The sequence below is a fragment of the Acinetobacter rathckeae genome (assembly GCF_015627125.1).
Lineage (GTDB): Bacteria > Pseudomonadota > Gammaproteobacteria > Pseudomonadales > Moraxellaceae > Acinetobacter > Acinetobacter rathckeae.
Genome location: NZ_VTDO01000004.1, coordinates 241,864 through 255,887, shown reverse-complemented (window position 1 = coordinate 255,887; position 14,024 = coordinate 241,864). Strand labels below are relative to the sequence as shown.

The following is a 14,024-nucleotide window of genomic DNA, read 5'->3' as shown; positions in this document are numbered from 1 at the left end:
CCCATTTTAATACATGGGCTCAGAGAGAATTATGACAACTCAGCAGCAGTTTCTCGACCTACTTTCCGATATTGAACCATCTACAACAACGGTTAATGATTGTTCAAGCGCACATAATACGCTTCGTGATGCTTTAAAAGTGCATAATGAATTCAGCAAAGTACATGTGCATACATTCTTATCAGGTTCTTATAAAAGAAATACGGCAGTACGTCCGACCACCATAGGCGGGATTACACAAAGACCAGATGTAGATATTATTGCTCGCACCAACCATACAATTAACGATGATCCCCAAATTGTCTTAGATGCAGTCCATACAGCATTAAAGGATATTGGATATACCGATCTTACCGTTAACCGTCGTTCAGTAAATGTTAAGTTGAAAAAAGTTGATATGGATGTTGTCCCTATCATTTCAGATGGATATGGTGGCTATCTGATTCCAGACATTCATCTTGAAGAATGGCTAGTTACCAACCCTCCAGCCCATACCGAGTGGACTGTTGAGGTGAATAAAAATGCCAATGGTCGATTTAAGCCTCTTGTGAAGCTATTTAAATGGTGGCGTCGTGAGAACTTATCTGATTTAAAACGACCAAAAGGATTCATTTTAGAATGCCTGGTTGCCAAGCATATGAATTACTACGAATCCAACTATGAAAAGTTGTTTGTTTATCTTTTAGAAACAATCAGGGATTCTTATGGGATTTATGCGTCACTAGGCATAATTCCACATTTAGAAGATCCTGGTGTTGCAGGCAATAATGTTTTTTCTGCGGTCACAGCAGATGAGTTCAAAACCTTTTATGAAAAGGTAAAAGAACAAGCTGCTATTGCACGAAATGCCTTAAATGAAACAGATGATGATAAAGCATTAGCTCTATGGCGGCAGGTCTTGGGTAATCGTTTTCCTCGTTCGGCATCACACAAAAGTGCAAATTCTGCTGATATGGCCAGCTCTTTAATCCGTTCAGCTTTAGGTGCAGGATTAACATTTCCATCAACCCCTGTTTATCCAAATAAATCAGGAGGCTTTGCGTAATGGAACTGCTAAAAACACCATTAGAACGCTTGATTCAAGAACGGCAGTTATTGACCGATCTTGAAAATGAGGAAAACAGTTTTAAGATTCAGGAGTGGAACTCAACAGACACTAATGAACTGCATTTAAACTTCTCTCTCAAGATAGGAACTATAGATTTTAATGGTGTTTTAGTATATCCAGAGCTTTTCCCAGAGCTACCAGCATATATACGCCCACAAAAATCTGGTGAAAGATGGAGTATCTTGCACCAGTACGGTGGCTCAGGAGTGCTGTGTCTAGAATACGGTCCAGATAATTGGAATACCAATATCAGTGGAGTGGAACTAATTAGAAGTGCCCAGATTCTTTTATTAACAGACGCAATGACTTGGAGATGGATGTAGAACCTGTGCCCTCTAGGCATTCTGAAACAATAGGTCAAAAATTAAGAGGTATTTCAGAAAGGTTCATTGAAACACCAATGTTACGTCACATACTCTTAAATAGTGACCCTGAAAAAATGGACTTTAAGGTTGCCATCTCAAGCTTTCGGGACAAGACTGTTATTGTTCCAACAAATATTCAGAACAAACCTCTACCTGACATCGTCCCATCATTTTCTAATGAAAGATTTGAATTGTCTGGATGGGCAATAAGAGTTGATTCTGTTCCTTTATTAAAGGAATCTGTAAATGATCGACTTTCGTTAGAATCCTTTTTAGGCAATTTATGGCCTACTCAGGAGGAATTCACAAGTTCCATAAAGCCTCTATTGTTATATGACTTAAAAGGTAACTTGGAACTATTCTTAATTAATAATACAGCACCACTTTTCGTAAGTTATCCAGCTATTAATCTACATGATGATCAGAATCAAAGATTGCCAGCACAATTTAGCAATATCAATGATGCAAAGATAGTAATTGTTGGTCTTGGATCGTTAGGAAGTAAAATTGCAATTTCACTGGCACGGTCTGGCTGTAAAAACTTTCTACTTATTGATGATGATATTCTGGCACCCCAGAATCTTGTCCGTAATGAACTCAACTGGTTAGATGTTGGCTTTGCTAAAACCCATGCTGTTGAAAGAGCATTAAAACGAACTGCATTAGACATGCAAGTTGAAACGTATGAAATGCAAATTGGTGGACAGGAAAATCCTCATTTAAATTCCAATATTGCTAATGCCATTGGTACATGTAATCTGATTATTGATGCGACAGCAAGCTCACATACATTTCTAACCTTAGCTGCGATTGCTAAAAGAAAACATATACCAATGGTATGGGGTGAAATCTTTGGTGGTGGTGGTGGAGCAATGATGGCTCGTAGTCGCCCAACGTTAGATGCCTCACCTTTAGAGCTTCGCAATCATATTTATGGTGTCTTACAAACGTTAAAACCAATCCCAGAAGGCAAAGTTAATAATTACGGCTTTCAAACACAAAACCAAACATATATTGCATCAGATGCAGATGTAACGGCTCTTGCAGCGTCTATGACTCAGTTCATATTAGATACTTTATGTACAATTGATGAGCAATCCTCTTATCCATATTCAGCATATTTAATAGGGTTCCGTAAATATTGGATATTTCAATGTCCTTTTGATACCCATCCTATCGATTGTTCAGGTGCGTTAGTAACAGAATCTCCTACGGATAAACAGATATCTGAAAGTGAAAATGACAACTCTATTGAAGAGCCTGAACCGATGAAAGGTTAATACTAATGCTGAAAATATCCATTCCTACTGATATACAAATTTTACTGATAAAAGCCCTGTTGAAGTCTGGAACCCACGAATGTGGCGGTGTTTTAATGGGTGAGCATATAGGTACAAACCATTTTAGAGTTAGCTCATTAACTGTCCAAAAGAGTGGAACGATAGCATCCTTTGTACGTGGAATTACGGATGCTATTAAAGCAATTCGCCTTTTTCATAAATCAACAAACAATAATTATAAAAAATTTAACTATTTAGGTGAATGGCATAGCCATCCTCTCTTTAGTGTACAACCCAGCAGTAAAGACCATCACACCATGAGGGAATTGGTGTCCGATCCCAAAGTGGGTGCAAATTTTGTAGTCTTACTGATTTTTCATTTAAAAAACAATCATCTTGAGGGCAGTGCCCACACCTACCTACCAGATGGTTCCTGTTACCCATCCACCCTAAATTTAGAGAGATAATAATGATTGCAAGTCTGTTAGAAAAACAATCAACTGGTGGTGCAATTGCACGAGTAGGGTTTGAGTATCAGGATGCTTTTGTATTAAAGAACTTGCCTCTCTGGCTATCTGAAAGTGCTTTTAGCCACATTGTGAGTGAATCAATAGGTGATGTCGAGGTTTGCTACTTCTCTTCAGAAAACGAGTTACAGCGTGTCATGTATGAAGCCAAAAATCATCCGCTGACTTCTACAGATTTTTGGAAAGAAATTAAGCGCTTCAAGGAGGCTTTTGATATTCCATCAAGTGAATATACTCGCTTTGGTTTAGTATGCCCACTCTATACCTCTACACTTCACCCATTTCTTGCCCAAATTGAGAGAATTAGAGGTGTTGGTTCTTCATACAGTGCAGACTCTGTGATTTTACAAAAAAGTCGTCAGGATATTATTCAGTGGTGTAGCGATAAGGGATTCGAAACCTCACTTGCTGAGTTCGCACTTGATCATGTTGATTTCCTGTCTTTCAATGCTGAAGATAGTGACTCTATATTTATAGGCGAAATTGAAGAGAAATTATCCAATATTGAACTCACTACACGTAAAGCCAAACAGTTAAGAGATCAGTTTAAAAACCTGATTTCTCGTTCTTCTTTTGGTCCAATATATCGCAAAGACTTTGAAAATTTTATTTGCCATGCTCTTGAAGAAGATAGAAGCCAGTGGCTATTAGATCCTATTAAAATTAATCTTTCAGCATCATCCAGTCAGTATCAAGACTTAAACTTAGATATTAGTGATTTCAATGGTCCTGATCGTGCTCAAAAAACCTCCAGCGACTGGAACAGCCTAATCAAAAAAGCAGTATCGATTGGGGATTTCATTCATAGCAGTGGTGACCGTAGAACCCTCCTTATAGATGGTAAACAAAGAATGTCCACTGCATGTATGCTTGGCTATATTTTTAGTGCCACACGTAATTTCCTACTTGAAATAGAACATAATGGCCTCGCATATCGCACTGATGACCATAAACAAAAAGAGGGACAATTTTTTACTAAAATCGACGCTGTTGAACGACAGGATGAAAGTGAAGCCATAGTCACTATCGGATTTCCTACAGCTATAGGTAAAGACATTGACTCTACAATTAATGAAGTAAAGAGCTTGCCTAGATTGAATATAGAAAGCTCCCATGCCATTGATAATATGGAGACTCTAAATCTTGCTGTGAGAGAGGCAAAATCTGCTTTAGTTTCATTTAAATCCAAAAATAAGTTATCTAAATTACACCTCTTTATTAAAGCACCCTCAGTTTTTGCAATGGTCTTGGGACATCGCTTGAATGGTATTTGCGATATCCAGCTTTACGATTGGGTAGATGGGCAATATATCCCTACAGCCGAACTGAACTTATAAGAAGAATTGACTAGTCGATAATATTACCAATAGAGAGGTTGATCATGAACAATCATTCTAATGAAGAAAATACTGATAACTCTTCAGATAAAAAAAAATCACCCGCATTCAAAGTTCTTGAATCCAATGCTGAAAAGTTCTTAATGGTGTGGTGGTATGGGGCGTTAGCAAAAGCTGAACGTAGAAATACCCAACCTAAAGTTCATATTGCTTTTAGGGAACTTCTGGAAGATTACACACCCACAGATAATTTTATTTTTATTGATGCCAATATAACAGATTTAGTGTCTTGGCCCATTGGCACAGTTTGGCATCATGAACGATTGGTTGATTATCTTCCCTTAGAAATACGGGAGTTTGATATTGACCATACGGATTTTAAACATACCTATGTTCAAACATATAAGCGAGACGAAAAGACAGGGAAAATAGATCATTTCTTCTCAGATAGGAATAAATTTTATATTAACCCAGGCCAACGTGAGAATTGTATTTCTTTCTCCTTAAAGGATCAGGAATATAAGGAGCTTCTCGTACCTTGTTTTGAGTTTCTGGTAAGAGGATATGGTCTCTCTACAGAACTTCCTAGAATTCTGCCAACATATGATGAGGCCGAAAGACATGAACGGCTCTACACACCTCATCCAGAAGAAGAAAATACCTGGACGATCCTTATTGGTGATAGCCTCACATCAGATGATCATGTATTTATTGCCTACTATAAATACAGCGAATATACCCAGGATGCCGTAAGGATCTTATTTAGCAGTATTGCAAAACATGATGATTTTACTCAAAGAAACCATATATACCCTAAAGTAATGCCATGGCATGAGGAAACGAGAAAAATTAGGGTTTCAGGTTTCTGTCTCCCTGACACTAATGCCTTTTTAGCCTTAACTATTCTTGGAATAGAATTACCTGATCAAACATTCATCAGACGCGTTCCAAAAGTAATTCACCGCGTTAAGAAACCTGTAGATGTTAACTCACCCAATCCTCCTCAATTGCAACTAGGTCCTGGCCAGATTAACGTATCTGAAGACCAAGGAGGGCGCAAACCATTATCACAATCAGTTATTTTAGGTCATGAATTTACCTGGTTAGGAACAGGACCAGTAGGAGAGAAAAGTAAAACAAAATATGAAAAAACCATCACCCAACCACAAAGAAAGAAAAATACAAAGGAAACAAATACAATTGGTACAGGGCAACCAGATAGCTCTAAAGACGTTCTCAACTCCCAAATCAAGCCGACTACTGATGAAGATAAGGCAACGGAGTTTGAAGCTCCAGATCATGGAAGAATTATGGGCCTTTGGAATGCTTGCTTAAAAGCACGCAGATTAAATCGCAGTATTGTCAATGCAGTACACTATTACACTTTTGAGGAAGAATTTGATTACGATGATAAACCAACTCTTATGGCCTTTATTACAAGTTCAGAAGAACAAGCTCATATAAACTGGTGTTACGCTGATTCATCCAAGACAGCACTCCGTGGGGCATTAGTCATTCGATTATCTCTTATAAATTACCCACCAGTTTATATTTTCGATATACAACCAGCGACTTATGTTTCAACTGTAGATGGAGAAAGCGTCCTAAAGGAACGTGGGCATGCTGGAGTAATATTTAGGTCAAGAACCCTAGAACAATTTGAACAGTATATTTCTGATCTCATGGAGAGCTTACCTTTATCTGAAGGCTCTTATACAACAACTCTCTTGGGTTCCAATATGGTTACCCAGTTATTTGTTTTTAGACATTCAAAATCTGCTAGTTTGTCAGAGGGTGAATCAACATTGCTAAACGCTCTTAGAAAAATTGGAATTACGAATATCAATTTAAAAGAGGATAAGGAACATAAAATGTGAAAGTAAAATAAATATATTTATTCTATATAAAGCATGAGAATTTAATACGTGTTTTTAATTGTATTTGCAACAATTCCATGATCTCCCCCAAATTTTAGTATATGACTTTATTAGAAAGATTAATTTTTTGTCTATCCACTAAATCTTAAAGCATCTATGACCAACTTCAATGCTGGAGATTGTTGACGTCGATGTGGATAATACAAATGATATCCTTGAAATTGAATACTATATGGTTCAAGTACCTTGATCAAACGACCACTTAGCAGATCATCCTCAATCATGTCCTCAGGAATATAAGCTATTCCCAAACCTAAGCGCACCGCATCCACACTATGATAAGACTCGTTAAAGACCCATTGCCCATTTATTTTAATTTTAACCTGCAACCCCTCATGTTCAAATTCCCAGACATATATTCCTCCCTGAGTCATTAATCGAAAGCCAATGCATGAATGATTGTATAAGTCTTGAGGAGTTTGCGGTCTACCATTTTTTTCAAAATATTCAGGTGTTGCAACGACAGCCATTCTAACACCTGGACCAATTCGAACAGCGATCATTCCCTCAGCAACTCGACTACCAAAACGGACACCTGCATCAAAGCGTTCTGCCACGATATCCACCATACCACTATTCGCTGTTAACTCGATATTGATGTCGGGATAAAGCTGGGTCAGCTTTTGTAATTTAGGCAATAAAATTTGACGGATTGCATGGCTACTGGCGTTAATTCTTACAGTTCCCGCAGGGCTGTCCCTCAGTTTGGTAAGTAATGAAAGCTCATTATCAATATGGTCAAAGCTGGAACTAATAGTTTGTCTTAACCGCTCTCCAGCTTCAGTGGGTGAAACGCTACGGGTGGTTCGGGTGAGCAAAAGCATCCCCAATCGTTCTTCAAGACCTCGGATCGTATGGCTCAAGGCAGATTGAGAAACCCCCAATTTTCCTGCTGCCTTGGTAAAACTACCCTCCCGTGTCACCATCAGGAAAGCATAAAGATCGTTGTAATTTTCTTTTGAAATCACAATGCATTTATCCCTATTTTAAATTGCGCTTGAAATCAGTATAGAACTTATTGATTAGTTTTGTTCATGACTCTATTCCATTTTAAGTCCTTAATCTTCTCTTTTTCCATTCTTATACTAGTAACAATATAAATTTAATGGATAAGTTGAAATGAAAAAAGTGATCGTGATAGGTGCAAATGGTCTTACAGCACAACAAATCATTTCACGATTGATCAAACAATCGAATGTACAACTGAGTTTATTTATTCGTCAGGCAAGTAAGCTTCATACTGTCCATGACGATAAACAGATCAACATATTGGAGGGAGATGCCATAAATATGGATGATCTTAGAGCTGCCATCCAGAGACAGGACATTGTGATCAGCACCTTGGGAGGTATGGATTTGGATGTTAAAACCGAAAATATCGTCAAGGTTATGCGAGAACTTGGAGTCAAACGTTTAATAGCGATCAGTGCGGGGGGTATTTATGATGAATTGCCTGAACCTTTTAACTCCAGGGATAAGCAGGTGGTTGGATATACTCGACCAACTAATTTAAGAACCGCTGAAGTGATTGAACATGCTCCTCTGGAATATACCATTTTACGTCCTGTATGGCTTACGGACAAATCAAGTGAAGAATTCCAACTAACGAAAAAAGGGGAAGTTTTTAAGGGAACAGAAACCTCACGGGCAAGTCTCGGACGTTTTATCGCGAATATTGTAGAGAATCCACAACTGCATATCGGGGAGAATTTGGGAATTAGTCAACCTAATACAGAGGGAGATCGACCAGCAGCCTATCGTTAAATCAAATATCTGAATGGTAATAGTTCATTGATGAATTCTACTCATAACACTATGTTGATTTTGGGGCTTTATCTGTCTGCCGTAAAGTTTCCATAATGGTTTAAACATATTCATGAGAGAATTCAAGATGAGCCACGCCTATGGTGCGATTACAGCCACCTCACCTTTAGAAAAATTGACGATCCAACGTCGTGCTGTGGGCCAGCATGATATTAAAATTGATATTGCATATTGTGGTGTCTGTCATTCTGATATTCATCAGGTACGTTCCGAGTGGGAAGGTACACAATATCCCTGTGTACCCGGTCATGAGATTGTTGGGCGAGTAAGCGAAATCGGAGAACATGTTTCCAAATTTAAAATAGGCGATTTGGTTGGTGTAGGCTGTATTGTTGATAGCTGCCGTCATTGTGCTGACTGTGAAGAGGGTCTGGAAAATTACTGTGACAACATGATCGGAACCTATAACTTTCCTACCCCAGATGCACCTGGATATACGCTGGGCGGCTATTCTCAGGACATCGTGGTTAATGAAAACTATGTGTTGAAGATCAAGCATAACGAACAGCAACTCGCTGAGGTTGCACCTTTACTATGTGCAGGAATTACGACCTATTCTCCATTACGACACTGGAGTGCTGGCCCAGGTAAAAAAGTGGGTATCGTAGGAATTGGTGGCTTGGGACATATGGGAATTAAGCTGGCTCATGCTATGGGGGCTTATGTTGTCGCTTTTACCACATCAAAATCGAAGAAGCAGGAAGCCTTAGCTCTAGGGGCTGATGAAGTTGTCATCTCCAAAGACGTAAACGAGATGGCAACCCATCAAAGAAGTTTTGATTTAATCGTAAATACTGTTGCAGCTTCCCATAATCTAGATATTTATACTCAATTATTAAAGCGAGACGGTACGTTGACACTGGTTGGTGCACCTGCATCTCCACATCAGTCACCGAATGTCATGAATCTCATCATGAAACGTCGATCAATTGCTGGATCAATGATTGGTAGTATCGCGGAAACTCAAGAAATGCTGGATTTCTGTGCCGAGCATAATATTGTAGCGGATATTGAATTAATTGCTGCCAATGAGATTAATATTGCTTATGAACGGATGCTGAAAGGTGATATCAAATATCGATTTGTAATTGATAATCAAACCTTAACTGAATGATTAAAAACCATAACAAGAATCAGCTTGTCTATAGTCGATAAGCTGATTTTTATTGTTTAATCTTTATTAAAAGTGATCCCTACATTACCACTGCCCAATACTTTCTGTAATTCTTCAGGCTGCTTCAATTTACCGATCTGTGTATAGGAATATATTGAAGAGAATGTTTTATAAAATACCACTAAAGTTTGATTACCATAAAGCATAAGGTCGCCATTATGAATAATGCCTAGACGCTTTTCATCTGTTGGTAAAGTACCTGATAACTGACCGTGCTTTTCATTGCCATTCAGTTCTTCCAGATGCAAGGTCACTGGGAGTTGTGCAATCAAGGCTTGTGTCGTGACATTATCCTCAAGAATCACTTCAAAACGATGTCCGTTGGCTGTCATCCACATATTTAGTTGTTCCTTTTTCCTGATTGATTCCGTTGTATTTTGCATGCTTTCCATTTGGGTTAAATTTTGATTCATTGCAGGTAGATTTGTTGCTGTGCCTTGCTCTTCACTACAGACGTTTAATCCTGTCATGGCCGCTATAACCATGACAAAAATCACCCTCATTCGATGTTTTATATTCATATTTATGTTTCCTTAAAATCTTTACTTCGTGGTTAAGCGTGAAGTTAAAATCGCAGAAATCACTAAAATAATGGCACTGACTGCAAAAGTCGCCTGATAACCACTATGGTCAAATAACACACCACCTAGTGTCGAACCCAATGCAATTGCGAGCTGAACAACTGCCACCATTAAACCACCACCAGCTTCAGCATCATTAGGCAAGGTACGGGCTAACCAGCTCCACCATCCTACAGGGGCAGCAGTTCCCAAAAATCCCCAGATACCTAGCAACACAGCGACTACTATTGGCCATGTTCCAAAAAAGATTAAGCTGATTGCAATGACAGCCATCATGATTGGAATCGTGATTAAGGTTGTATAAAACCCACGTTTCAGGAAAGTATTAATGACGCTGGTGCCAATAAATCCCATCACTCCAATTCCAAGCAGAATCAGGGACAAGGTCGAAATATTAACCTGGGTGATGGTTTCCAGAAATGGTCTGACATAGGTATAAAGTGAGAATTGCCCCATAAAGAACAAGCTAACTGCCAACATGCCAATCATCACCACAGGATTGCGTAATAATCCCACAATTGATGGACGCTTTTCTGTTGGCTCAGATGTAACCTGCATGGATGGCAGACTGATCCACTGCCAAATAAATGCTAGTAAAGCAACAGGAACCAAACTAAAAAAAGCACCTCGCCAACCGATAATTGATCCCAGATAACTGCCTAAAGGTGCAGCAATGACCATAGCCAAGGCATTACCACTATTAAAAATCGCCAATGCACGAGGAACTTGTTCACTTGGCACTAAACGCATTGCCATCGCCGCCGACATTGACCAAAAGCCACCGATTACCATACCGATCAATGCCCGTCCAATCATGTAGATTGTATAGCTTTGTGCAAGTGCGACAATTGCACCTGACACAGCCATGATGGCAGTTAAAATTAATAATAAGGTTTTACGGTTAATGCTTCCTGCCAAGCGGGAGACTGTCAAACTCGTTACTACAGCGAAAGCTCCTGAAATGGCAATTCCTTGCCCTGCCATTCCCTCAGTAATTTTAAGATCCGCTGCAATCGGAGTAAGTAAACTGACGGGCATAAATTCAGAGGCAATCAATGCAAAAACGCATAAGGTCATTGCAAAAACACCACTCCAATATGCAGGTGGTTCCACATGATCTTGTTTTTCTAGAGGACTTGACATCGTTATTCCCGATATAAGATTGAGACGTCAATTATAAAAATAACCATACATGGGAATAAGGGTATTATACAGAATAGAGTTATGTATATAATTCATGAATCGATCTCTAAAGCTATGGGATTAATAGCTTCTAATACCTATTTTTTCAAATAAGAAATTTACTCTTAACCTATTAATATCTAAAAATTAAAAAACTTAGTTTATCCACTCATGAATATTACTCATAAGTCTATGCTGTTTTTTTAGACTAATCCTAAGCGTCTAAAGCAGCTAGACTTCTTCCATACCTAAACTCGTTAAAACAAATCTTATATGGGAGCTGAGATCATGCAAACTCGTATGAAAAAATTTCTTAATGTGGCCCTAACCGCTGCTCTGGCAGCTACAGTTGGTTTATTTTCTTCAACCTCAACGATGGCGGCAGATATGTCAAACGGTGCAAATAATTTTTATCAAAGCAGTCAGGTCACTATCCAAAAGGTAACCTTTAAAAACCAGTACGACATGAATATTGTAGGTAATCTGGTCATCCCTAAAAATCTCAAGAAAAATGCTAAGGCCCCTGCAATTGTCATTGGACACCCGATGGGAGCGGTTAAGGAACAAAGTTCCATGCTTTATGCCCAAAAGTTGGCAGAACAGGGTTTTGTAACGCTTGCAATTGATCAATCATTCTGGGGTGAAAGTGATGGTCACCCCCGCAATGTGGTCGCTCCCGATATCTATGCAGAAGCCTTTAGTGCATCTGTAGACTATTTGGGAACCCGTGATTTTATTGACCGTAACCGTATTGGCGCTTTAGGGATTTGTGGTAGTGGCAGCTTTGTGATTAGTGCAGCGAAAATTGATCCACGGATGAAAGCTATAGCAACTGTCAGCATGTACGACATGGGTTCTGCTGCTCGTAATGCATTGAACCATTCTCAAACCTTAGAGCAGAGAAAACAGCTTATTGCTGATGCAGCTCAACAGCGTTATGTAGAGTTTACTGGGGGTAAAACAGAGTATACCAGTGGTACAGTACATGAACTCACTGCCGATACCCATCCTATTCAACGTGAATTTTATGACTTTTACCGTACGCCACGTGGTGAATTTACACCTAAAGGCTCAAGCCCAGAGTTGACTACACATCCAACTTTGACGAGTAATATCAAGTTTATGAACTTCTATCCATTTAATGACATAGAAACCATCTCACCTCGTCCAATGCTATTTATTACTGGTGATCAGGCACATTCAAAGGAGTTCAGTGAAGATGCTTATAAGCGTGCAGGTGAACCTAAAGAGCTGTATTACGTCAAAGGTGCTGGACACGTCGATCTTTATGACCGTGTTGATTTAATCCCTTTCGATAAATTAGCTGACTTCTTTACTAAAAACTTAAAGTAAGCCCATCATTTAGCCAAGTTGAATAGACTCAAGTCAGCTTGGCTTTTTTTATCGGAAGCCCAGATTATTGTCCAACCATGAAGAGAAAAAAATATAAAGCTATCCTTATTTTGATTGTAGTGGGTATAGGCATACTATTTACCGCCTGTACCACTTTACATCGTCCACAATTCGGAAAATTACCAGAACAGGTGCGCTTGGAACGAATCAAGCAATCTCCTCATTATATTCAGGATGAATTTGTTTATCCTGTCGCAACTCCTATGCTAAGTGATGGAGAAAGTACCCTAAAAATCTTTTGGGATAATTTCTGGGCAAAGAAACAACAGACTGTACCCACACAGACTATTCCAACTGTTAAGACAAATTTATTGGCTTTGAATCCACAACAAGATGTAGTGATCTGGTTAGGGCATTCTGCTTATTATATTCAGTTGGCTGGAAAGCGTATTCTGATTGATCCTGTACTTAGTGACCATGCTGCACCTTTCTCATGTTTAGTGAAAGCATTTAAGGGAAGTACGCTATATAAAGCTAAAGATATTCCTGAGATTGACTATCTACTCATTTCCCACGATCACTATGACCATCTGGACTATGCGACCGTAACCCAGCTCAAGGATAAGGTTAAAAATGTCATCGTACCGCTTGGTATCGGTTCGCATTTTGAATACTGGGGTTATCCCTTATCAAAAATCCATGAAAATGACTGGTTTGATACCCTGAGAACTGATACTGGGCTAAACATTCATATTTTACCTGCTCGCCATTATTCAGGGCGTACCTTTACCCGTAATAAAACCTTATGGGCTAGCTATGCGCTAGAAACGCCGAACCACAAAATTTATTTCGGTGGTGACAGTGGCTACGGCCCACACTTTCAGCAGATTGCATCCAAGTTAGGTAGTTTTGACCTAGTGATGCTAGATAGCGGGCAATACGATCCTCGTTGGCCACTCATCCACATGAACCCAGAAGAGGCCATACAGGCAGCGGTAGATTTAAAGGCTAAAGCCATGATGCCAATGCATATTGGACGATTTTCTCTTTCACCACATGCTTGGGATGAACCTTTTAAACGTGCAGTTAAAGCCAGTGAGAAAGCGAAGTTGCCAATATATACACCTAAGATTGGACAACCAATTTGGTTAGATGGTCAAAAAAATGAGTTTTCAGCGTGGTGGGATGAATAAAAAAACAGACATATCTTGAATATATTATTTACAGTCTTCTAGCTGAGTTTTTCTTTCTAAGATCAGCGCAAAATGAAGTAAATGCCTCAGCTAGAAATTTAAAGAGTTTAATATTTTTAGGTAACTAGATATCTATCTAGCAATTATGAAAAAGGTTTCTTTA

General features: G+C 39.0%; 11 protein-coding genes and 1 pseudogene. 9 read left to right on the top strand and 3 right to left on the bottom strand.

Annotated elements, in window-relative coordinates; all coding sequences use genetic code 11:
- Positions 1–31: 31 nt before the first annotated feature.
- The 5 genes and pseudogenes from I2F31_RS08770 to I2F31_RS08750 all read left to right on the top strand — a co-directional run bounded on the left by I2F31_RS08770 (position 32) and on the right by I2F31_RS08750 (position 6,494).
- Positions 32–1,045: an SMODS domain-containing nucleotidyltransferase gene (locus tag I2F31_RS08770; RefSeq protein WP_195773779.1), complete on the top strand. Its 1,014-nt coding sequence runs from the start codon at positions 32–34 to the stop codon at positions 1,043–1,045.
- Positions 1,045–2,753 (top strand): annotated as a pseudogene (locus I2F31_RS08765) (ThiF family adenylyltransferase). The gene I2F31_RS08770 and the pseudogene I2F31_RS08765 overlap by 1 nt, the downstream one beginning before the upstream one ends.
- 5 nt (positions 2,754–2,758) lie before the next feature.
- A complete protein-coding gene (locus I2F31_RS08760; protein WP_195768602.1) occupies positions 2,759–3,220 on the top strand; it encodes a Mov34/MPN/PAD-1 family protein in 462 nt (153 codons plus the stop codon).
- A 2-nt stretch (positions 3,221–3,222) separates the two neighbouring features.
- Positions 3,223–4,617 carry a CD-NTase-associated endodeoxyribonuclease Cap4 gene (gene cap4 / locus I2F31_RS08755; RefSeq protein WP_195773777.1) on the top strand — a complete coding sequence of 465 codons (1,395 nt, stop codon included), beginning with the start codon at positions 3,223–3,225 and terminating at the stop codon, positions 4,615–4,617.
- 44 nt (positions 4,618–4,661) lie between these two features.
- A complete protein-coding gene (locus I2F31_RS08750; RefSeq protein ID WP_195773775.1) occupies positions 4,662–6,494 on the top strand; it encodes a hypothetical protein in 1,833 nt (610 codons plus the stop codon).
- A gap of 131 nt (positions 6,495–6,625) precedes the next feature.
- Here I2F31_RS08750 and I2F31_RS08745 read toward each other — a convergent pair whose 3' ends face one another.
- Positions 6,626–7,522 (bottom strand): LysR family transcriptional regulator, encoded by an 897-nt coding sequence (locus tag I2F31_RS08745; protein ID WP_195768605.1) that lies wholly within the window; start codon positions 7,520–7,522, stop codon positions 6,626–6,628.
- A gap of 151 nt (positions 7,523–7,673) precedes the next feature.
- Between I2F31_RS08745 and I2F31_RS08740 the strand changes: the two genes are divergently transcribed.
- Together I2F31_RS08740 and I2F31_RS08735 are read left to right on the top strand one after the other, a co-directional pair.
- Positions 7,674–8,318 (top strand): NAD(P)H-binding protein, encoded by a 645-nt coding sequence (locus tag I2F31_RS08740; protein WP_195773773.1) that lies wholly within the window; start codon positions 7,674–7,676, stop codon positions 8,316–8,318.
- A gap of 127 nt (positions 8,319–8,445) precedes the next feature.
- Complete coding sequence (locus tag I2F31_RS08735; RefSeq protein ID WP_195768607.1) at positions 8,446–9,492, top strand: NAD(P)-dependent alcohol dehydrogenase; 1,047 nt, start codon at positions 8,446–8,448, stop codon at positions 9,490–9,492.
- 56 nt (positions 9,493–9,548) lie between these two features.
- Here the strand turns inward: I2F31_RS08735 and I2F31_RS08730 are convergent, their stop codons facing one another.
- Together I2F31_RS08730 and I2F31_RS08725 are read right to left on the bottom strand one after the other, a co-directional pair.
- Complete coding sequence (locus I2F31_RS08730) at positions 9,549–10,073, bottom strand: cyclophilin-like fold protein (RefSeq protein WP_195768608.1); 525 nt, start codon at positions 10,071–10,073, stop codon at positions 9,549–9,551.
- A 21-nt stretch (positions 10,074–10,094) separates the two neighbouring features.
- Positions 10,095–11,276 (bottom strand): MFS transporter, encoded by a 1,182-nt coding sequence (locus I2F31_RS08725; RefSeq protein WP_195768609.1) that lies wholly within the window; start codon positions 11,274–11,276, stop codon positions 10,095–10,097.
- Positions 11,277–11,603: 327 nt separating this feature from the next.
- Between I2F31_RS08725 and I2F31_RS08720 the strand changes: the two genes are divergently transcribed.
- Both I2F31_RS08720 and I2F31_RS08715 read left to right on the top strand, forming a co-directional pair.
- The gene (locus I2F31_RS08720; RefSeq protein WP_195768610.1) at positions 11,604–12,668 is read left to right on the top strand and encodes an alpha/beta hydrolase; all 1,065 of its coding nucleotides are present in this window, start codon (positions 11,604–11,606) and stop codon (positions 12,666–12,668) included.
- A gap of 191 nt (positions 12,669–12,859) precedes the next feature.
- Positions 12,860–13,861 (top strand): MBL fold metallo-hydrolase, encoded by a 1,002-nt coding sequence (locus I2F31_RS08715; RefSeq protein ID WP_323127573.1) that lies wholly within the window; start codon positions 12,860–12,862, stop codon positions 13,859–13,861.
- The last annotated feature ends 163 nt before the right edge of the window (positions 13,862–14,024 follow it).